Annotated in this window: 17 protein-coding genes; 10 read left to right on the top strand and 7 right to left on the bottom strand. The window is 59.4% G+C overall.

All coding sequences use genetic code 11. The annotated features are described in order from the left end of the window. Positions 1-28 precede the first annotated feature (28 nt). The gene (locus tag AC1Q6D_RS14780) at positions 29-244 is read left to right on the top strand and encodes a DUF1127 domain-containing protein (RefSeq protein ID WP_103405328.1); all 216 of its coding nucleotides are present in this window, start codon (positions 29-31) and stop codon (positions 242-244) included. Between the two features lie 64 nt (positions 245-308). After that, positions 309-1,538 carry a winged helix-turn-helix domain-containing protein gene (locus AC1Q6D_RS14775; protein ID WP_103405329.1) on the top strand — a complete coding sequence of 410 codons (1,230 nt, stop codon included), beginning with the start codon at positions 309-311 and terminating at the stop codon, positions 1,536-1,538. A gap of 112 nt (positions 1,539-1,650) precedes the next feature. Here AC1Q6D_RS14775 and AC1Q6D_RS14770 read toward each other — a convergent pair whose 3' ends face one another. Then, positions 1,651-2,997: a class II 3-deoxy-7-phosphoheptulonate synthase gene (locus AC1Q6D_RS14770; protein ID WP_103405330.1), complete on the bottom strand. Its 1,347-nt coding sequence runs from the start codon at positions 2,995-2,997 to the stop codon at positions 1,651-1,653. Between the two features lie 150 nt (positions 2,998-3,147). Between AC1Q6D_RS14770 and AC1Q6D_RS14765 the strand changes: the two genes are divergently transcribed. Then, on the top strand, positions 3,148-3,903 hold the full coding sequence (locus AC1Q6D_RS14765) for a spermidine synthase (protein WP_047527193.1): 756 nt from the start codon (positions 3,148-3,150) through the stop codon (positions 3,901-3,903). A 65-nt stretch (positions 3,904-3,968) separates the two neighbouring features. On the opposite strand, the gene AC1Q6D_RS14760 is transcribed toward AC1Q6D_RS14765, so the two are convergent. After that, the gene (locus tag AC1Q6D_RS14760; RefSeq protein ID WP_047527195.1) at positions 3,969-4,760 is read right to left on the bottom strand and encodes a crotonase/enoyl-CoA hydratase family protein; all 792 of its coding nucleotides are present in this window, start codon (positions 4,758-4,760) and stop codon (positions 3,969-3,971) included. Between the two features lie 420 nt (positions 4,761-5,180). On the opposite strand from AC1Q6D_RS14760, the gene AC1Q6D_RS14755 reads away from it, so the two are divergent. Then, positions 5,181-6,854, top strand: coding sequence for a DEAD/DEAH box helicase (locus tag AC1Q6D_RS14755; protein ID WP_047527197.1), 1,674 nt, complete (start codon positions 5,181-5,183; stop codon positions 6,852-6,854). A 92-nt stretch (positions 6,855-6,946) separates the two neighbouring features. On the opposite strand, the gene AC1Q6D_RS14750 is transcribed toward AC1Q6D_RS14755, so the two are convergent. Then, positions 6,947-7,714 carry a DODA-type extradiol aromatic ring-opening family dioxygenase gene (locus AC1Q6D_RS14750; protein ID WP_103405331.1) on the bottom strand — a complete coding sequence of 256 codons (768 nt, stop codon included), beginning with the start codon at positions 7,712-7,714 and terminating at the stop codon, positions 6,947-6,949. A gap of 103 nt (positions 7,715-7,817) precedes the next feature. Between AC1Q6D_RS14750 and AC1Q6D_RS14745 the strand changes: the two genes are divergently transcribed. Further along, positions 7,818-8,474 (top strand): thiopurine S-methyltransferase, encoded by a 657-nt coding sequence (locus tag AC1Q6D_RS14745; protein WP_090468085.1) that lies wholly within the window; start codon positions 7,818-7,820, stop codon positions 8,472-8,474. A 62-nt stretch (positions 8,475-8,536) separates the two neighbouring features. Here the strand turns inward: AC1Q6D_RS14745 and htpX are convergent, their stop codons facing one another. Together htpX and AC1Q6D_RS14735 are read right to left on the bottom strand one after the other, a co-directional pair. Next, positions 8,537-9,427: a protease HtpX gene (gene htpX / locus AC1Q6D_RS14740; protein WP_047527200.1), complete on the bottom strand. Its 891-nt coding sequence runs from the start codon at positions 9,425-9,427 to the stop codon at positions 8,537-8,539. 316 nt (positions 9,428-9,743) lie between these two features. Next, a complete protein-coding gene (locus AC1Q6D_RS14735) occupies positions 9,744-10,955 on the bottom strand; it encodes a pyridoxal phosphate-dependent aminotransferase (RefSeq protein ID WP_047538412.1) in 1,212 nt (403 codons plus the stop codon). Between the two features lie 224 nt (positions 10,956-11,179). Between AC1Q6D_RS14735 and msrB the strand changes: the two genes are divergently transcribed. From msrB to AC1Q6D_RS14720, 3 genes are all read left to right on the top strand, one after another. Further along, positions 11,180-11,575, top strand: coding sequence for a peptide-methionine (R)-S-oxide reductase MsrB (msrB, locus tag AC1Q6D_RS14730; protein WP_047527201.1), 396 nt, complete (start codon positions 11,180-11,182; stop codon positions 11,573-11,575). Between the two features lie 153 nt (positions 11,576-11,728). After that, a complete protein-coding gene (locus tag AC1Q6D_RS14725) occupies positions 11,729-12,214 on the top strand; it encodes a glutathione peroxidase (RefSeq protein WP_103405332.1) in 486 nt (161 codons plus the stop codon). Further along, positions 12,211-12,672 (top strand): MarR family winged helix-turn-helix transcriptional regulator, encoded by a 462-nt coding sequence (locus AC1Q6D_RS14720; RefSeq protein WP_103405333.1) that lies wholly within the window; start codon positions 12,211-12,213, stop codon positions 12,670-12,672. The genes AC1Q6D_RS14725 and AC1Q6D_RS14720 overlap by 4 nt, the downstream gene beginning before the upstream one ends. Here AC1Q6D_RS14720 and AC1Q6D_RS14715 read toward each other — a convergent pair. Further along, positions 12,656-14,977, bottom strand: a complete 2,322-nt coding sequence (locus AC1Q6D_RS14715; protein ID WP_178083143.1) for a hybrid sensor histidine kinase/response regulator — start codon at positions 14,975-14,977, stop codon at positions 12,656-12,658. The genes AC1Q6D_RS14720 and AC1Q6D_RS14715 overlap by 17 nt on opposite strands. Positions 14,978-15,143: 166 nt before the next feature. Here AC1Q6D_RS14715 and AC1Q6D_RS14710 point away from each other — a divergent pair, with 166 nt between their 5' ends. Together AC1Q6D_RS14710 and AC1Q6D_RS14705 are read left to right on the top strand one after the other, a co-directional pair. Then, positions 15,144-16,034 carry an ATP-binding protein gene (locus AC1Q6D_RS14710; RefSeq protein ID WP_103405335.1) on the top strand — a complete coding sequence of 297 codons (891 nt, stop codon included), beginning with the start codon at positions 15,144-15,146 and terminating at the stop codon, positions 16,032-16,034. Further along, positions 16,031-16,513: a GAF domain-containing protein gene (locus AC1Q6D_RS14705; protein ID WP_090468091.1), complete on the top strand. Its 483-nt coding sequence runs from the start codon at positions 16,031-16,033 to the stop codon at positions 16,511-16,513. Before AC1Q6D_RS14710 ends, AC1Q6D_RS14705 begins: the two co-directional genes overlap by 4 nt. Here AC1Q6D_RS14705 and AC1Q6D_RS14700 read toward each other — a convergent pair whose 3' ends face one another. Further along, on the bottom strand, positions 16,514-19,459 hold the full coding sequence (locus tag AC1Q6D_RS14700) for an HD domain-containing phosphohydrolase (RefSeq protein WP_103405336.1): 2,946 nt from the start codon (positions 19,457-19,459) through the stop codon (positions 16,514-16,516). Positions 19,460-19,493 lie beyond the last annotated feature (34 nt).

Raw genomic sequence — 19,493 nt, 5'->3', positions numbered from 1 at the left:
GGAGCTATCCAAAACGGAGGGCAACAAGATGAAAGGTCAACATGAATACCCAGCGGTAGAAAAACACTCGATCCACCTGGTATCCGATCTGCTGCACAAATTCAGTCGCTGGTACGAGCTGCACAAGGAGCGCGAACTGCTGGCGAGTCTGAGCGATGAAGCGCTGAAAGATATCGGCATGAGTCGTGCGGATGTCGAATTCGAGTCGGTCCAGCCATTCTGGAAAGACCCGATGCATAAATGATGAGTGCCACGCTACACAAACCACTTACCGGTGAGGTAGGTTGCGAGCAGACAAGGAGATGCTCATGCCCGCAACGTTGTCCTTTACCCTCAAACAGGCTCGGCGTCTGGCGCTGGCTGCCCAAGGGTTCAACGGGCGTCAGCCGCCAGCGACGATCAAGCCGCTTCAGCTCAACCGCCTGATCGAGCGACTGGGCGTTCTGCAGATCGACTCAGTCAATGCCTTGGTGCGTTCGCACTACCTTCCGCTGTTTTCCCGCCTTGGAAACTACACTTGCGACGTGCTCGACCAGGCTGCCTGGAGTCAGGGCCGGCGTCGAACATTGTTCGAATACTGGGGCCACGAGGCCTCTTTACTGCCCCTGTCGATGTACCCGTTGCTGCGCTGGCGCATGCAGCGAGCGAGTCGTGGCGAAGACATTTATCAACAACTGGCGCGTTTTGGTCGTGAGCAGCAGGACGTCATCCGTCGGGTTCTGGCCTCTGTCGAGGCGCAGGGCGCGCTGGGGGCCGGGAGTCTGTCGACCCGCCAGGAGCGAGCGGGGCCGTGGTGGGACTGGAGTGCGGAAAAGCATGCATTGGAATGGTTGTTCGCCACCGGTGAAGTGACCGTGGCCGGCCGGCGTGGGTTCGAACGGCTTTATGATTTGCCGGAGCGGGTGATTCCCTCGGCGATTCTTTCGCAGCCACGGGTTGATGAGGCGCAAGCCCAGCGCGGATTGCTGTTGCATGCCATGACAGCATTGGGCGTCGGCACGGAAAAGGATCTGCGCGACTACTTTCGCCTGAATCCCGCTGATAGCCGTCCACGTCTGGCGGAGTTGGCCGAGGCCGGTGAGTTGCTCACCTGCGAAGTCCAGGGCTGGCGCCAACTGGCCTATTGCCTGCCTGAGCCCAAGGTACCGCGCAAGGTCGAGGCCAGTGCCTTGCTTTCACCTTTCGATTCACTGATCTGGGAACGCAGTCGTACCGAACGCCTGTTCGACTTTCGCTATCGGCTGGAGATCTATACGCCGCAGGACAAGCGGATTTACGGCTATTACGTCCTGCCGTTCCTGCACAACGAACGGATTGCCGCGCGGGTTGATCTGCGCGCCGAACGGACGGTCGGTCGACTGGCGGTGCACGCGGTGCATGAGGAAGAACCGGGTCTGGATGACGAAGGGATGCTGGCGTTGGCGGCCAATCTGCGACAGATGGCGCAATGGTTGGGGCTGGTGCAGGTTCAGTTGAATTGTCCGCGGGCGAGTGCGGACAGGTTGCGGGTGGCCTTGGCCAGCATTTGCGGGGTTTGATCTGAGGGCATCGCTGGCAAGCCAGCTCCCACAGAGGTTGCGTCGTGCACATTATTGCCCAACGACGTAAATCCTGTGGGAGCTGGCTTGCCAGCGATGGGGGCGATGCGAGTTAGCGCCGAACCTGCTTCAAAGTCTCTGCTATCAAAAACGCCAACTCCAGCGACTGATCGGCATTCATCCGCGGGTCGCAATGGGTGTGGTAACGATCCGACAAGCCGTCTTCGGTAATCGGCCGCGCACCGCCGATGCATTCGGTGACGTTCTGCCCGGTCATCTCGATGTGGATGCCGCCGGCGTAGCTGCCCTCGGCTTCGTGCACCTGGAAGAACTGCTTCACTTCGCCAAGAATCTGCGCGAAGTCACGGGTCTTGTAGCCGCTGCTGGCCTTGATGGTGTTGCCGTGCATCGGGTCGCAACTCCACAGCACTTGCTTGCCTTCACGCTGTACGGCGCGGATGAGCTGCGGCAAGTGATCGCCGACCTTGTTCGCGCCCATGCGCGCAATCAGGTTCAGGCGGCCTGGATCGTTGTCCGGGTTGAGCACATCGATCAGGCGAATCAGGTCTTCAGGGTTCATGCTCGGACCGACCTTGACCCCGATCGGGTTGTTCACCCCTCGCAGGAACTCGACATGGGCACCGTCGAGCTGACGGGTGCGGTCGCCGATCCACAGCATGTGCGCCGAGCAGTCGTAGTAGTCGTTGGTCAGGCTGTCGCGACGAACGAAGGCTTCTTCGTAGTTCAGCAGTAGCGCTTCGTGGGCGGTGAAAAAACTGGTCTCGCGCAGTTGCGGCGAACTGTCCATGCCGCAGGCGCGCATGAAGGCCAGGGTTTCATCGATGCGGTCGGCCAGGTGGCTGTATTTTTCCGCCAGGGCCGAGTTGGCGATGAAGTCCAGGTTCCACTTGTGTACCTGATGCAGATCGGCAAAGCCGCCCTGGGCAAAGGCGCGCAGCAGGTTCAGGGTGGCGGTGGACTGGTGGTAGGACTGCAGCAGGCGCTCCGGGTCCGGTACGCGGCTTTTTTCATCGAAGCCGATGCCGTTGACGATGTCGCCACGGTAGGCGGGCAGGGTCACGCCGTCGATGGTTTCGTCGTTGGCCGAGCGCGGCTTGGCGAATTGCCCGGCCATGCGCCCGACCTTGACCACCGGGCAGCCGGCGGCAAAGGTCATGACAATCGCCATTTGCAGCAGCACCTTGAAGGTGTCGCGGATTTTCGCGGCGGAGAACTCGGCGAAGCTTTCGGCGCAGTCGCCGCCCTGCAACAGAAACGCCCGGCCCTGGGTCACTTCGGCAAACTGACGGCGCAACTCCCGGGCTTCACCGGCAAACACCAGCGGCGGATAGCTGGACAGGGTTTGCTCGACTTGCAGCAAATGCGCCGCGTCGGGGTATAGGGGTTGTTGCTGGATCGGCAGGGCGCGCCAGCTGTCAGGGCTCCAGGGTTGGCTCATCGCAGTCTCTAATGTTTTACGCTCGGACAGCCATGTTATCAGCAATTAGTGCGTGACCTGTTCCCGTCGCTTCGCGGACAATCGCGCCTTTGCCCCACCCTGTTGGCGGTGTTATTGCGTTGCCGGGCCCGGTGACGATCAGGAGACGAAATGACTGAGGAGCGCGTCGAGCATCTGCTCGCCGAGGTGCAGGACGAATTTGGCGTGATTCGCGTGCTGGAAGTGGCCGATTACCGCTTTCTCGAATTCGGTGATGCCATCGAACAAAGCTGCGTCTTCACGGCCGATCCGAGCTGGCTCGAATATGACTACACCCGGGCCATGCTGATCGGTGCGCTGTGCCACGAGCAGCCGGAAAGTGCATTGTTTCTGGGCCTCGGTGCCGGGACGCTGACCCAGGCGTGCCTCAAGTTCCTGCCGCTGGAGGACGTCGAAGCCATCGAGTTGCGCCCTGATGTGCCGCGCCTGGCCATCGAATACCTCGGGCTCGATGACGATCCGCGTCTGTACATCCGCGTGGGTGATGCGCTGGAGTTGCTCGACACTGCGGAGCCGGCGGACCTGATTTTTGTCGACTTGTATACCGATGTCGGTCCCGGAGTCGGACACCTGGCCTGGACTTTCCTGGAAAACTGCCAGAAACGCCTGAATCCGGGCGGCTGGCTGGTGATCAATCAATGGGCTACCGATGATGGCAAACCATTGGGTGCCGCGTTGCTGCGCGGGCTCTACCATCGGCATTACTGGGAATTGCCGGTGAAGGAGGGCAATGTGATCCTGATCGTGCCCTCGGAGCTGGATCAGCAACTGGACATGGACGGCCTGATCGCGCGGGCCGAAGGGCTGGCGCCGCGGTTGGGGTATTCGTTGCAGCCGTTGATCAAGGCAATTCGTCCAGCGAGCTGATTGTTGCCTGGGCGGACCTCATCGCGAGCTTGCTCGCGATGAGGCCATGGAGGCCAACACACATTTCACATGCCTTTGAAGACTCCGGGGCGCCGCTCCACCAACGACAAAACACCCTCCCGGGCATCCTCGCTGCTCATCAGCTTCTTCACCAGCGCCGGCAATCCTTGCGCGGCCACCGTTTCCCCTTCATAACGCGCCTGCCGGGCCGACATCAATGTCGCCTGAACCCCGAGTGGCGCCTGCCGGGCAATTCGCTCGGCCAGCTCGATTGCCCGTGGCAGCAAATCCTCGCTGGCCATGACTTCCTGCACCAGCCCCAGATGCAAGGCATCATGGGCATCGAACTCATCCCCGGTCAGCATCCAGCGCATCGCGTTCCCCCAGCCGGCGACTTGATGCAGGCGCAGGGTGGCGCCTCCAAAGGGGAAAATGCCGCGTTGCACTTCCATTTGCGCAAAACGGGTGTTGCTGGCGCACAGGTTGATATCGGCGGCCAGCATCAACTCGATGCCAATCGTCAGGCAGTAGCCCTGAGCGGCGACAATCACCGGTTTGTTGACCCTCGGACCGGCGAACACACCCCACGGATCACAGCCGCCGGGCGGTGCCTGCCAGCCTTCGGTCAACGTGGCGCTGGCATTGACCAGGTCCAGTCCGGCGGTGAAATGCTCGCCATGACCGAAGACCACCGCCACCCGCGCTTCGGTGTCAGCCTCGAACTCGCCGTACGCCAGGCTCAATTCGTTGAGCAAGTCGAGATCGAAGGCGTTGCGTTTGGCGACCCGATCCAGGCCGATCATCAGGACATGACCACGCTTTTCACGGCTCACGCGGCTGGTGTTGAGCTCTTTCATGGTGCATTTCCTCGGGCGGGAAGGGGAGTCAGACCGACGGTCTGCCTGTTCAAGATGAACCGTTTTAGCTTCAGCGCCCGCATGGCCGGGCCTTTGAAAAATAGACGCTCGCCTGATTATCCGCAAAGCCTGTGACAGAACGCCGTGCACAGGAGTTTTGCGATAAAAAAAGCTCCCTTTTTCAGCAAATTCCGGTATAGTGCGCGCCGGCCTTTAGCCGGGCCGCGTTTAGGTAGAGCAATTCCCCGAAGTCAGCTTCGGCTGCACGTCCGCATCGCGGACTCTTCCTTGACGATTCTTTTCATTCATTCGTTTTCGCAAATCCCCGCCGACAAAGCTGCCAGGGCGACTCTTGAGTCTCAACACGGCACGCGCAGCTTTGGAGCATGGGTCTTTGCGGATGCACTTAGAGGCAGACCCATGACCCAGGAAACCGGCGGCTTCGCCGCTTTTAATCTTAATCCGAATATTCTTGCAGCCGTCACCGCGACTGGCTACGAAGAGCCATCGGCTATTCAGCAGCAATCGATCCCGATCATCATGGCCGGTCACGACATGATTGGTCAGGCGCAAACCGGTACGGGTAAAACCGCCGCGTTCGCCCTGCCGATCCTGCATCGCATCGATCCTGCAAAGCGCGAGCCGCAAGCCCTGATCCTGGCCCCAACTCGTGAGTTGGCGCTACAAGTTGCAACCGCTTTCGAAACCTACGCCAAGCAAATGCCGGGCGTGACTGTTGTGGCTGTCTACGGCGGTGCGCCGATGGGCCCACAGCTGAAAGCAATCCGTAATGGCGCACAGATCGTTGTCGCCACTCCGGGCCGTCTGTGCGACCACCTGCGTCGTGACGAAAAAGTACTGGCGACCGTGAACCATCTGGTTCTCGACGAAGCCGACGAAATGCTCAAGCTGGGCTTCATGGACGACCTGGAAGTTATCTTCAAGGCTCTGCCTGCAACCCGTCAGACCGTATTGTTCTCGGCCACCTTGCCGCAATCGATCCGTGCCATTGCCGAACGCCACCTGCGCGATCCGCAACACGTGAAGATCCAGACCAAGACCCAGACCGTTACCGCGATCGAACAGGCTCACCTGTTGGTTCACGCTGACCAGAAGACTTCTGCCGTTCTCAGCTTGCTGGAAGTGGAAGATTTCGATGCGCTGATCATGTTCGTGCGTACCAAACAAGCGACCCTGGACCTGGCCAGTGCCCTGGAAGCCAAAGGCTACAAAGCCGCTGCGCTGAACGGTGACATTGCCCAGAACCAGCGCGAGCGCGTGATCGACTCCCTCAAGGATGGCCGTCTGGACATCGTTGTGGCGACCGACGTTGCTGCTCGTGGCCTGGACGTTCCGCGCATCACTCACGTGTTCAACGTTGACATGCCGTACGATCCAGAGTCCTACGTTCACCGTATCGGCCGTACCGGCCGTGCCGGTCGCGAAGGTCGTGCGCTGTTGCTGGTGACTCCACGTGAGCGCCGCATGCTGCAGGTCATCGAGCGTGTAACCGGTCAGAAAGTTGCCGAAGTTCGCCTGCCGGACGCTCAAGCCGTTCTGGATGCGCGCATCAAGAAACTGACCAACAGCCTGTCGCCGCTGGTGGCTGAAGCTGAATCGACCCATGGTGAACTGCTGGATCGCCTGACTGCCGATATCGGTTGCAGCCCGCGTGCCTTGGCCGCAGCCCTGCTGCGCAAGGCTACCAACGGTCAAGCGCTGAACCTGGCCGCTATCGAGAAGGAGCGTCCACTGGTGCCGAACAACGCACCGCGTGGCGATCGTCCAGAGCGTTCCGGTGATCGTCCTGAGCGTGGTGACCGCGAGCGTCGCGCACCAATGCCTCTGGCCGAAGGTCGTGCTCGTTGCCGTACCGCGCTGGGCGCGCGTGATGGCATCGCGGCCAAGAACCTGCTGGGCGCCATCCTCAATGAAGGTGGCCTGGCTCGTGAAGCCATCGGTCGCATCCAGGTTCGTGACAGCTTCAGCCTCGTTGAGCTGCCGGAAGATGGTCTGGAGCGTCTGCTGACCAAGCTGAAGGACACTCGCGTTGCCGGTAAGCAGTTGAAGCTGCGTCGCTACCGCGAAGATTGATCCGCTTTCGGGCTGATTGATCGCACATAAAAAATCCCCGACTGGTTCGGGGATTTTTTTTGTCCGGATGGCAGGGCGACTTGGTGTACCGGTCAGCCGAAACGATAGATGTCCATGCCCAGTGCACCCATAGTGAATCCTTGGTGGGCGATGCTGAAATCCCCCCCGGCCGCGCGCGCAAAGTACAGCGGCAGCAGGTGTTCATCGCTGGGATGATTGCGCACGGCATTGGGTGCCCGTTGGCGATAATCGTTCAGGGCTGCCTCGTCGTTGGCCGCAAGCTTTTCGACCATCCAGTCCCGGAACGCCTGTGCCCAAGGCTCCACGCTCTCAGGGCCGGCATGCCAATCCAGTTCTCGCAGGTTATGGGTGATGCTGCCGGAGCCGATCAGCAGTACGCCGTGCTGGCGCAGGCTGCTCAGCGCCTGTCCGACGTGGGCCTGCAGGGCAGGACCGCCACGGGTTGGTAGTGAAACCTGAACAATCGGGATGTCCGCCTGCGGATACATCAGTGACAACGGAACCCAAACACCATGATCGAAAGGTCGGTTGGAATCGATGCGGGCGGGAAGGTTGCTGGCCTTCAACAGTTCGACGACCTCGGCTGCCAGCTGTGGATCGCCGGGTGCCGGGTACTCGACTTCAAACAAGGCTTTAGGGAAACCGCCGAAATCATGCCAGGTATCAGGTCGTGGATGACCGCTGACCAACAGTTCATTGCTTTCCCAGTGCGCGGAAACAATCACGATGGCTTTGGGTTTTGGCAACTCGGCCGCCAGGCGAGCCAGGGCAGGCCCGCTGGCACCGGGTTCCAGGGCGAGCATCGGGGAACCATGGGATATGTACAGGCTGGGGAACATGAACGAGCTCCGGAGAGTTAAGATGGCACCATCTTCAGTCAGATCATTGATCTAAATCTAATATAAGTTTTAGGGTGTTTTGATCGAATTTTTGGGGTTACTTATGCAGCCGGAGTTTTGGCACAAGAAGTGGGCGTCGAATCAGATCGGCTTTCACTTGCCGCAAGTGAATCCTTATCTTCAACGGTTCTGGCCAGCGTTGGGCCTGGAAGAGGGCAGTCGCGTTCTGGTGCCCTTGTGTGGGAAGAGTCTGGATGTGTTGTGGCTCGCTCATCAGGGGCACGAGGTTCTGGGCGTCGAACTGTCGGAAAAAGCCATCGAGGACTTTTTCAGCGAGCATCACTTTGACCCTGCGGTGAGCGAGCAGGGGCCGTTCAAGGTTTATCGGGCAGGCTCCATCGAGCTTTGGTGCGGTGACTTCTTCGAGCTGACAGCCGGCGATGTGGCTGATTGCTCTGCGCTTTATGACCGGGCCGCATTGATTGCGCTACCACCGTCAATGCGCGAGCAATATGCCACGCATTTGAAGCGGATCCTGCCCAAGGATTGCCATGGGCTTTTGATCACCCTCGATTATGACCAGGCTCAAATGGACGGCCCACCGTTTGCCGTGCTGGATGACGAAGTGCAGCGATTGTTTGGCCAGGCATGGTCGCTAAAAATCCTGGAGGATCAGGATGTGCTGAGCGAGAGCGGGAAATTTCTGGAGGCGGGGGTTACCCGGCTTGAGGAGCGGGTGTATCGGGTGTCCACCCGGTAATCCGTGAAGACCCAAAAAAAGGCCCGCATCACTGCGGGCCTTCTTGTTTGCCACGGAGTCTCTTAGCCCCGGCGACGAGCCAGCGCATCGATACGCTCTTCCAGCGGCGGGTGGCTCATGAACATGCGGGCGAAGCCCTGTTTGATGCCACCGTTGATGCCGAAAGCGTTCAGGGTGTCCGGCATGTGCACGGGCAGCCCCTGTTCCGCACGCAAGCGTTGCAGGGCGCCGATCATCGCAGCCGTACCGGCAAGTTGTGCACCGGCTTCGTCGGCGCGGAACTCGCGTTTGCGCGAGAACCACATGACGATGGCGCTGGCGAGGATACCCAGCACCAGTTCGGCGAAGATGGTCGCCACGTAGTAGGCGATGCCCTGACCTTCTTCGTTCTTGAAGATCACCTTGTCGACGAAGTTACCGATAATCCGTGCGAAGAACATTACGAAGGTGTTCACCACGCCCTGGATCAGTGCCAGCGTGACCATGTCGCCATTGGCCACGTGGCCGATTTCGTGGGCCAGTACGGCTTTCACTTCATCGGGCGAGAATCGTTCGAGCAAACCCTGGCTGACCGCGACCAGTGCGTCGTTCTTGTTCCAGCCGGTGGCGAAGGCGTTCGCTTCGTAGGCTGGGAAAATCCCGACTTCGGGCATCTTGATCCCGGCTTCGCGGGACAATTGCTCGACGGTTTGCAGTAGCCATTGTTCGTGACGAGTGCGTGGCTGGGTAATGATCTGGGTGCTGGTGCTCATCTTCGCCATCCACTTGGAGATGAACAGCGAGAACAGGGAACCGGCGAAACCAAAGACCGCACAGAAAATCAGCAGCTGATTGAGGTTGAGATCAACCCCGTTGGCCGCCATGAACCCGTTGAAGCCGAAAAGGCTCAGGGTGATGCTGGCAATCAGCACGACCGCCAGGTTAGTGGCCAAAAACAGCAGGATGCGCATCATGGTTGTAGAAATCTCCTTTTGCTAAAGATGTAGCGTACTGCGGGGTATATAAGGTGCTGCACCGGGGTATTCAACCAAGTGACTATTTCAAACTGTGTCTTACGGCAACAGCTTAGCTGCTTGAAGGGCATTTCCGAGGTTTCGGCAGGAAGAGTTTGTAGGCCATTGGACGCCCCGAACCCCGTCGCCGCTAGTCGTGGGCCGGCAAGTGGGTACAGGTGTGGGGTTGATACGTCGGTGAGCCGCAGGATGCAAACATATGTTGCTGAATGAATCACCGTGCGACCCGCCAGGGCGTCGCACGGTGAAAATCCGCTTATTGGCGATAGGACTTCAGGAAGTTGCCAATGCGCCCGATGGCCATGTCCAGATCATCCACGCGCGGCAGGGTGACAACGCGGAAATGGTCAGGCCATGGCCAGTTGAAGGCCGTGCCTTGCACCACCAGCAGCTTCTCGGAGAGCAGCAGGTCGAGGACGAATTTCTCGTCGTTGTGAATCGGGCAGACTTTCGGATCGATGCGCGGGAACGCATACAACGCGCCCATCGGCTTGACGCAGCTCACGCCCGGAATGTCGTTGAGCAGTTCCCAGGTGCGGTTGCGCTGCTCCAGCAGGCGTCCTGGCGGCAACACCAGATCGTTGATGCTCTGATATCCCCCCAGTGCGGTCTGGATCGCATGCTGGCTCGGCACGTTGGCGCACAGGCGCATGTTGGCCAGCATATCGATGCCTTCGATGTAGCTCTGGGCATGGTGTTTGGGGCCGGATATGGCGATCCAGCCGGAACGGAAACCGGCCACCCGATAGGACTTGGACAGACCGTTGAAGGTCAGGCACAGCAGGTCTGGCGCCAGGGACGCCGTGCAGATGTGCACCGCGTCGTCGTAAAGGATCTTGTCGTAGATCTCGTCGGAGAACACCACCAGATTATGCTGGCGGGCCAGTTCCAGCATGCCCAGCAGCACTTCTTTCGAGTACACCGCACCGGTGGGGTTATTCGGGTTGATGATCACTAGCGCTTTGGTATTCGGGGTGATCTTGGCCTTGATATCGGCCAGGTCCGGCCACCAGTTGGCCTGCTCGTCGCACAGATAGTGCACCGGGCTTCCGCCCGACAGGCTGACCGCGGCGGTCCACAGCGGGTAGTCCGGCGCCGGGACCAGCACTTCGTCACCATTGTTGAGCAGGGCCTGCATCGACATCACGATCAGTTCGGAAACGCCGTTGCCCAGATAGATGTCTTCAATGCCGACACCTTCCACCTGCTTCTGTTGGTAGTACTGCATGACGGCCTTGCGTGCGCTGAACAGGCCTTTGGAATCGCTGTAACCCTGGGCGGTGGGCAGGTTGCGGATGACGTCCTGGAGAATTTCGTCCGGCGCTTCGAAACCAAAGGGCGCCGGGTTGCCGATGTTCAGCTTGAGGATGCGATGGCCTTCCTCTTCCAGGCGTTTGGCGTGCTTGAGCACTGGGCCGCGAATGTCGTAGCAGACGTTGGCGAGCTTGTTCGATTTGCTGACCTGCATGGCGATGTGTTCCCGAAAATGAACGATCCAGGCGGCGAATGACCAACCGTACTGGGAATCCTGCGTAATCACAGGTCTGAAGCCTTGAGAGGCAGCACCCATAAATCCGTTTGAATGCGCGTGGTCTGGCTGCCAGACTGGCGTTTGACGAGGCGCAATCATACGTGCCGCCCGATCCGTGGAAAAGATACAGATCGGGCTTTTTCAGCTGCTGAGGTGTGACGATGGAAAAGTTGGAAAAAACCCTGGAAGAGTGGAAAGCCATGCTCGATCCGGAGCAGTACAACGTATGCCGGCTCAAGGGCACCGAGCGCCCGTTCTCCGGTAAGTACAACGATACCAGGACCGACGGTGTCTACCACTGCATCTGCTGCAACGAACCGCTGTTCGACTCCAGGACCAAATTCGATTCCGGCTGCGGTTGGCCAAGCTTCTACGCACCGATCGCCGACAGCGCCATGATCGAGATTCGTGATGTCAGCCACGGCATGATCCGCACTGAAGTGGTCTGCGCCAGATGCGATGCGCACCTGGGACACGTATTTCCAGATGGCCCGCCACCGACCGGCCTGCGTTATTGCATCAACTCGGTGTGCCTGGACCTCGTCCCTCGAGACTGAACCGGGGCGTGGGGATGCCCTGCAGGCGCTGACAAGCCAGTGCCTGCAGGTTCGGGTTCTACCGAACGAGCAGCGTCGATTGATTAATTAAATTGCACGCAATTCAATTGCTCGCTATTTTATGTTCACTTCCCTTCAATCGGTACCTCGAACATGAGCGATAACCTGCTGAGCATCCCTTGCACCACCATCAAGGGCGAGCAAAAGACCTTGGCGGATTTCGCCGGTAAAGCCGTGCTGGTGGTCAATACCGCGAGCAAGTGCGGTTTCACGCCTCAGTACAAAGGCCTTGAAGAGCTGTGGCAGACCTACAAGGATCAAGGCCTGGTCGTGCTGGGCTTTCCCTGCAATCAATTCGGCAAGCAGGAGCCGGGCAGCGAAGGAGCGATCAGCGAGTTCTGCGAGCTCAACTACGGCGTGAGTTTTCCGCTGTTCAAGAAAATCGACGTCAACGGTGCCGGTGCTCACCCACTGTTCGTCCAGTTGAAAAAGCGCGCGCCGGGCGTGCTCGGGTCCCAGGGCATCAAGTGGAATTTCACCAAATTCCTGATCGGCAAGGACGGCCAGTTGGTCAAGCGTTTCGCCCCGGCGACCAAGCCGCAGGACCTGAGCCGCGAGATTGAAGCCTTGCTCAAATGAACAGCCTGTCAGTCGATTCGCTGAATCTCGACAGCCAGCTCTGCTTCAAGCTATACGCCGCTTCCCGTGCAGTGATTCGTGCTTACAAGCCGATGCTCGATCAGTTGGGTCTGACTTATCCGCAATACCTGGTCATGCTGGTGTTGTGGGAATGGCAGGAAAAAGCACCCGAACAGCCGACGGTCAAGGCGCTGGGCGAACGCCTGGCCCTGGATTCGGGCACGCTGACTCCACTGCTCAAGCGCCTGGAACAGTTGCAACTTGTGCAGCGTCAGCGCTCGGCGCGGGATGAGCGTGAGGTGCACCTGAGCCTGTCGCCAACCGGTCTGGCGTTGCGCGATCGGGTCGGGCCACTGAAGGCTCGCCTGCTTTGCGACAGCGGTGTGGATCTGGGTGGATTGAATCAGCTGCGCGATGGTCTCGATCATCTGTTGGGGCAAATCAAGACTCTGTCGTAAGGGGGATCCACACGTCGAGCAGGGCAGCCAGTTCTTCCCGGCTGAAGGGTTTGGCCAGGTAGTCGCTCATACCGGCAGCACGACATCGTTCGCGTTCCTCGGACATGGCATTGGCGGTCAGGGCGACGATGGGAAGTTGTGGCCAGCGTCCGCTGCGGCGGATTTGCCGGCTGGCTTCATAGCCATCCATCACCGGCATGTTGCAGTCCATCAGCACCAGATCGAATTCCTTGTACTCCAGCTGATCCAGCGCCTCGGCACCGTGGGCAGCGACGGTGACATCGCAGCCGAGTTTCCCGAGCATGCCTTTGGCCACCAGTTGGTTGACCGGGTTGTCTTCAACCAGCAGCACCCGTCCGCGTCGTTGCGGTGAGTGGGTGTTGATATGGGGGGCATTGATGATGCTGGTATCCGGTTGAAGGATTCGTCGTAAGGTCTGGTGCAGTGCGTTGCGTGCCAAGGGGCGTGCCTGTTGTTGCAGGGGGGCGAGGGCGCTGACCTGATCGCTGGGCATGAAACTGCCGTAAGCGGTCACCAGCAAAATTGGCGCGGTGAAAGTGGGACGCAGGTTGAACAGGCATTCGGGGCAATCGGTAATCAGCACATCGGGCGCCAATCCGGTCAATGGGTCATCGATGGCGCACTGATGATATTCAAGCCCCCATCCTGGCAACAAGCTGCCGAGCAATTCCGCCAAACCGCTGCTGGCCGCAGTGATTGCAACCACTCTGCCTTGCAGCGCCGGGATGGCGAGTGCCCGGGTGTGACGGGGGAGTGGCAATTCTGCGCAGAACTGGCTGCCGAAACCCGCTTCCGAACTGATGGTGAGGCGGCCCTGCATGGCTTCGCAGAGATTGTAGGTCAGGGCCAGCCCGAGCCCGGTGCCGCCAAATTGCCGGGTGATGCCGGCACCGGCTTGAGTGAACGGCTGGAAAATCTTGACCTGTGCGTCCTGCGGGATACCGATGCCCGTATCGCAGACCTCGATTCTGACGCCGTCGTCAAAGGTAGACAGACGCACATCGACCCGACCGAACCGGGTGAATTTGAGCGCGTTGGACAGCAGGTTGCTGACGATTTGCCTGACCCGGGTCGGATCGCCGAGTACCAGCGCCGGAAACTGCGGTTCGATCAGGCAGGTCAGTTCGACACTCGGCGCGGCGTTCTGCGACAGCAGGTTGGCGGTGTCTTCGATCAGCGAGGCGAGGTCGAACGGGATGTGTTCGAGTTCCAGCTGACCGGCATCGAACTTCGACAGATCAAGGATATCGTTGAGCAACTCCACCAGAACCTTGCCCGAGTCATGGGCGATGGACAGTTGTTGCTGTTGCTCGGGATTCAGCGGGCCATCGAGGGACAGCGCGATCATCCCCAGCAGGCCATTGAGGGGCGTGCGAATTTCATGACTCATGTTGGCCAGGAACGCCGAGCGTGCTTCAGCCATGTCCAGGGCTGTGCTGCGAGCGGTTTCCAGTTCCTGGTTGGACTGGCTCAGCCGCGCATTGATCGCCTTGAGTTCCGCTGTGCGGGCCGAGACGATGTTTTCCAATTGGCCGAGATAGTCGGTCAGGCGGTTTTCGGCGTTGCGCCGCTGCTGGATTTCGGTGGCGACATTTTCAAACTGCTGGTTGGCCACTTTCACCAGTACGCCGATTTCATCGTCGGCGTGCCCCGCCGGACATTCCAGTGACGTCGGCTCCATACTGCGCGAATCGCGGCCACTGAGTTCGTGGATCAGGCGCACCAATGGTTTGGTCAGCATCACGTAGAACAGCGCCAGCAGGATGCCCGACAGGATCAGACTGCGGGCGAAGCCGTTAAGCAGGGTCACCTCGGCCCGACGCAGGAAACGGTAGCCGAAGGAGTAAGTGTCGACGTCCAGTTGCAGCGTGCCAAGGGATTCGTTCGGCAAGTGATCCAGATACAAGCGGTCTTCAAACTGGCGATCGGCACCAAACAGGAAGTCGCTGAGCACCCGATAGCCGCTTTGCAAGCCCGGGCGTTTGACGTTGGCCAGCACGTTGCCGTTGTTGTCCGTCAGTTTCGCGCCGATGATCGCGGGTGAGCGCAGCAGGCCCAGTGTCAGTTCCTGAGCCAGTTCGGCATCGATGTTATAGGCGATGCGGGACGCGGGGTTGTGGCTGATTTCCAGTAAAGACTGTATTTCGCGGTTGATGGAAGCGTCTTCACTGGCATAATCGATGCCTATTTGCAGCAGGCTGAGCAGCATGCCCAGAATGAAACCGACCAGCACGGTAAGCCGCGCCTGTTTGTAAGACAGTCGGTTGGTGAATTTAATGTCCATGGGGTGTTGAACCACTTCCGTTTCCCTTCGCTGCTCAAGCATAGTCGATCATGCATGGATTCCGATGTGCCTGGCGAGCCCTTGCACACGGGGCTAATCGCTCATCGACCACCATGTTTCGTCGCTGTATCGCCATCATTACTGTGAACGTGCCCGAGGAAAAGACGTGGATTCCCGATTGAATGCTTTTCTTGAACGCGCCGATGCCGTTCTGGCTCGTATCGAGCCACTGTTGCCCACCCCTCGGCATGCCATCGACTGGACTCAGAGCCTGGCGGCGCGCTGGCAGCGTGAGGGTCGCAGCGGCTTTCTGTTGCCCCTGGAAGTCAGTCTCGACATGCGTCTTTCCGACCTGATCGGCGTTGATCGCCAAGTGGAGCAACTGGGGCGCAATACCCAACAGTTCCTTGATGGCATGCCGGCCAACCACGCATTGCTCTGGGGCTCGCGCGGTACCGGTAAATCCTCGCTGGTTCGCGCCTTGCTGGCCGAGCACGCCAAGGCGGGTTTGCGTCTGATCGAAATCGAGCGTGATCACCTGGCCGATTTGCCGCGCGTCGTCGAACAAATCGCCAAACTGCCGCAACGTTTCGTGTTGTTCTGCGATGACCTGTCGTTCGAGTCGGGCGAAGGTGATTACCGCGTACTCAAGAGCGTACTCGACGGTTCGCTTGAGCAAGCACCGGATAATGTTTTGCTATACGCCACGTCCAACCGTCGCCACCTGGTGCCGGAAAAGGAAAGCGATAACGAAAACTGGAAGCGAGTCGACGGCGAACTGCATCCCAGCGAGGCGGTAGAAGACAAGATCGCGCTCTCGGACCGCTTCGGACTGTGGCTGTCGTTCTATCCGTTCACCCAGGAGCATTTCCTCAACGTGGTCGAACACTGGATCGGCCAACTGGCGGACAAGGCCGGCCTCAAGTGGCAACGCGACGAGCAACTGGACATCCTTGCGGTGCGTTGGGCCACCGGGCGCGGTAATCGTAACGGACGTTGCGCGTATCAATTTGCCCGCTATTGGGTTGGGCTGAAACTGTTGGAGCACAAGGCATGATCGATATACACAAGAGCGGCCAGGGCCTCGAAGGCTATGGCATGCTGCACGCGCAGCTTGAGTCGTTGCTGGCGGACGAGCGGGACTTCATCGCCAATGCCGCACAGTTTTCGGCCTTCCTGTTCAATCAGCTCGATGACTTGAACTGGGCCGGCTTCTATCTCAATCGCAATGAAGAACTGGTGCTGGGCCCGTTTCAAGGGCAGATCGCTTGCGTGCGGATCCCGTTCGGCCGCGGCGTTTGCGGAACGGCGGCAGCGACCTTGCAGAGTCAACGGGTCGAAGATGTGCATGCGTTTGCAGGGCATATCGCCTGTGACAGCGCCTCGAACAGCGAACTGGTCGTGCCGCTGGTCAAGGACGGTCGTTTGATCGGCGTACTGGACCTCGACAGCCCGAAACTGGCGCGTTTCACCGCAGAGGATCAGGCCGGCATCGAGCAACTGGCAGCGATTTTCCTGCGCCTGACCGATTGCTGATCAAACCCGCAAGCCTGCCTTGATCAGCAGGCTTGACGTATCGACCGCATCGATTTGCCGTGGGTCGAGAAAACGCTCGGCGTACCGCAGATAGATGTGGTCGTTAATGAACAACCCGAACAATTCCGGATCGATGTGAGCGTCCCGGCACATGTTGGCCATGATGCCCAGCGCTTCGCTCAGGGATTTGGCTTTCTTGTAGGGGCGGTCGGCAGCAGTCAACGCCTCGAAAATATCGGCAATCGCCATCATCCGCGCCGGCAGACTCATGTCTTCGCGCTTCAAGCGTTTGGGATAACCGGTGCCGTCCATTTTTTCATGATGGCCTCCGGCGATTTCCGGAACGTTGCGCAGGTGGCCGGGGAAGGGCAGGTGGTTGAGCATCAGGATCGTCTGCACCATGTGATGATTGATGATGTAGCGCTCTTCGTTCGTCAGGGTGCCTCGGGCAATGCTCAGGTTGTAGAGCTCGCCGCGATTGTATTTGTAGCGCGGCACATCGAGTTTGAATCCCAAGGGATTGTCCGGGGCAATGAGTTCGGCGTCGATGCGTTCGAACAAATGCTCGGGTTTGTCCGCCAGCAGCGGCTCGCTGACCGGCAGTGTCGGTGCCGGGGTGCGTTCCTGACGCCGGTTCTCCTCCCAGGAAACGCCCAACCGGTCATCCAGGGTTCGGGTCCAGGTGCGTTGGCCAATGCTGCGTAGTCGTTGCAGGTCGGCTTCTGCCATCGCTTCACCTCCAAGGTTGCACCGGGCAATAAAGGCGAAATCATCATCGAGCGCCGTCAGCGTGGCATCGCGCAAAAGCGACAGGTCTTGCTCGTCCCCCCCCATTGCAACGGCTTGCCAATAGCGGACCCAGGCATCGCGCTTGAGCACTTCGAAACGGGTGCGGATTTCGTGGATGCGGTCGTTCAACGTTTCCAGTTTCGTGGCTTTATCGACGACGTATTCAGGTGTGGTGACCTTGCCACAGTCATGCAACCAGGCTGCAATGTGCAGCGCCTCCCATTCATCCTCGGTGGGGCGATAACCGCTGAAGGCTGGATCCTGACTGGCCGCGGCAGCCTGGGCAATCATCAGTGCCAGGGCCGGTACTCGCTGGCAATGCCCTCCGGTGTAGGGGCTTTTGGCGTCAATCGCGCCGGCCAGCAGTTTAATGAAGGCATCCAGCAGGTTTTTTTGTCGGTCTTGCAGGCGCTGGCTTTCAATACTCACGGCTGCCGCACCGGACACCGCCTGCAGAAACGCGATACGGTCGGGCCGGAGTTTTTCCAGGTCACTCTGGTTACCGCTGTCGGCCAATAAAAACACCAGCAGGCCCACGGTTTCGTTATGACGATTGTGCAAGCGGATACCGATCAGATGAACCCGAGGGCAAGCCAGTGCGAGCAACACTTTTTGCAAATCCCCCGCCTGTTCGAAGCCGAAATGGCTGACGACATTGTCGGCGGTCGAAAGCTGTTGCATCCAGGCTGGAGTTTTCGGGTCTTGAAGATCATGTCCGTGGATATCGAATGACGACAGCGTTTCAGCGGTGTCATTGATGACCAGGCCCTGGGGCTCCATGCGATCACCGTCACCTTCGCGCAGGTAAATCAGACCGGCCTGGGCCTGGCCGATTTTCACGGTTTCAAATAACACCCGCTCCATCAGCGGCGCAAAACGGGTCTCGGCGCTCAGGCTGTCGGTGATCTGGAAGAAGCTTGCCAGCGTGTCTTTCATGCGCGCCATCGACACGCTCAGTTGATCGACTTCCAGCACCGGGGAGCGACGGGAAAGCGGGAAATTGAAGTCGAAGCTGCGAATCGCATCCGCTTCCTGTACCAACGCGCGCAGGGGTTTGACCAACACCCTCGACGTCAGCCAACCCAGAGGAACGCACAGCAACAGTGTCGCCAGAGTAATCAGCGCACCTTGCCAGCGCATGCGGTAGGCATCGACCAGCAATTCGTCTTCCGGCACCAGCAGTGCCAACTGCAGACCTTGTGGACCGCCTTCCTGCATGCTGCTGCGGGCCACGATCCATTGGCGACCGCCGGCATTCAACCGGTTGCCCTCGGGGGGGCTTTTGAGCAGGGCGCCGAGGCTGGGGCTCAGGTCGGCGGCCTTGATCAGACGCGCCGTTTGGTCGTCGACGATCAGACGACTGCTGTCGGGATACGCGATGGCATTGCCTTGGGCATCGAACAGCACGATCTCGGTGGCGGGCGTCACGACATGTTTGGCCAGGGTGGCGCTGAGCTCTTCCAGGGTCAGGTCGGCGCCCATCACGGCATGGTCGCCGCTGCGCAGGGCCAGCGTGGTGCCGACGTTGTGGGTAGAGAAAAAGACGTAGGGTTCTGTGGTGATCTGGGTGCTGTCGCGGCTGGCGCTGGAAAACCAGGCGCGACTACGTGGGTCGTAGGTGTCGGTGGGGTCTTCGTGACGACTGATGAAGGCCAGGTCCTGATCGAAAAACAACGATTGGGAATGAGCCTGACCGCGGGTGTCTCGCTCGATGCTCCACACTTGGTAAGCCGCTGCTTCCGGGGCGTTGAGCAGCGTTTTCAGCTGCGGGGCGCGCAGCGGGCGAACCATGAAAAAATCACCGTTGCCATAGCCCAGATACAGGGATGCCAGATCCGGGTTATCCCGCAGCGACTGACTGAAGGGTTTGAGCAGCGCCAGGCGTTGCTGAAGGTCGGAACCTTGCACGGCGGGGTTGAGCACCAACAAGCTGAGCAGATGTCGAATCGGCTCGTAGGTCGCCTGCAGATCCAGGCGGACATCCTGCTCGATGCGATTGAAGAGCTTTTCGCTGCTGGAAAGAATGATCTGCGTGGTTTGACGGTAATTGAAAATGCCCAACACCACCCCGGTCAGCAACAGCAGCAGGGTGAACATCACACTGATATGAACGTGCAGGGGAAACCGCCGTTGATCCGGGCGCAGTGGGTTGGGCATGCAGTTCACTCCATGATGATTAACGCACTGCTCA

It is taken from the genome of Pseudomonas sp. MT92 (assembly GCF_058792515.1).
Note: the sequence above shows the minus strand (reverse complement) of the source record. Positions and strands in the feature narration are given on the sequence as shown.

What these genes read in the sequence shown, in the direction of transcription:
- AC1Q6D_RS14780 (WP_103405328.1), top strand. Translation starts at nt 29, where the DNA reads ATGAAAGGTCAACATGAATACCCAGCGGTAGAAAAACACTCGATCCAC.
- AC1Q6D_RS14775 (WP_103405329.1), top strand. Translation starts at nt 309, where the DNA reads ATGCCCGCAACGTTGTCCTTTACCCTCAAACAGGCTCGGCGTCTGGCG.
- AC1Q6D_RS14770 (WP_103405330.1), bottom strand. Translation starts at nt 2,997, where the DNA reads ATGAGCCAACCCTGGAGCCCTGACAGCTGGCGCGCCCTGCCGATCCAG.
- AC1Q6D_RS14765 (WP_047527193.1), top strand. Translation starts at nt 3,148, where the DNA reads ATGACTGAGGAGCGCGTCGAGCATCTGCTCGCCGAGGTGCAGGACGAA.
- AC1Q6D_RS14760 (WP_047527195.1), bottom strand. Translation starts at nt 4,760, where the DNA reads ATGAAAGAGCTCAACACCAGCCGCGTGAGCCGTGAAAAGCGTGGTCAT.
- AC1Q6D_RS14755 (WP_047527197.1), top strand. Translation starts at nt 5,181, where the DNA reads ATGACCCAGGAAACCGGCGGCTTCGCCGCTTTTAATCTTAATCCGAAT.
- AC1Q6D_RS14750 (WP_103405331.1), bottom strand. Translation starts at nt 7,714, where the DNA reads ATGTTCCCCAGCCTGTACATATCCCATGGTTCCCCGATGCTCGCCCTG.
- AC1Q6D_RS14745 (WP_090468085.1), top strand. Translation starts at nt 7,818, where the DNA reads ATGCAGCCGGAGTTTTGGCACAAGAAGTGGGCGTCGAATCAGATCGGC.
- htpX (WP_047527200.1), bottom strand. Translation starts at nt 9,427, where the DNA reads ATGATGCGCATCCTGCTGTTTTTGGCCACTAACCTGGCGGTCGTGCTG.
- AC1Q6D_RS14735 (WP_047538412.1), bottom strand. Translation starts at nt 10,955, where the DNA reads ATGCAGGTCAGCAAATCGAACAAGCTCGCCAACGTCTGCTACGACATT.
- msrB (WP_047527201.1), top strand. Translation starts at nt 11,180, where the DNA reads ATGGAAAAGTTGGAAAAAACCCTGGAAGAGTGGAAAGCCATGCTCGAT.
- AC1Q6D_RS14725 (WP_103405332.1), top strand. Translation starts at nt 11,729, where the DNA reads ATGAGCGATAACCTGCTGAGCATCCCTTGCACCACCATCAAGGGCGAG.
- AC1Q6D_RS14720 (WP_103405333.1), top strand. Translation starts at nt 12,211, where the DNA reads ATGAACAGCCTGTCAGTCGATTCGCTGAATCTCGACAGCCAGCTCTGC.
- AC1Q6D_RS14715 (WP_178083143.1), bottom strand. Translation starts at nt 14,977, where the DNA reads ATGGACATTAAATTCACCAACCGACTGTCTTACAAACAGGCGCGGCTT.
- AC1Q6D_RS14705 (WP_090468091.1), top strand. Translation starts at nt 16,031, where the DNA reads ATGATCGATATACACAAGAGCGGCCAGGGCCTCGAAGGCTATGGCATG.
- AC1Q6D_RS14700 (WP_103405336.1), bottom strand. Translation starts at nt 19,459, where the DNA reads ATGCCCAACCCACTGCGCCCGGATCAACGGCGGTTTCCCCTGCACGTT.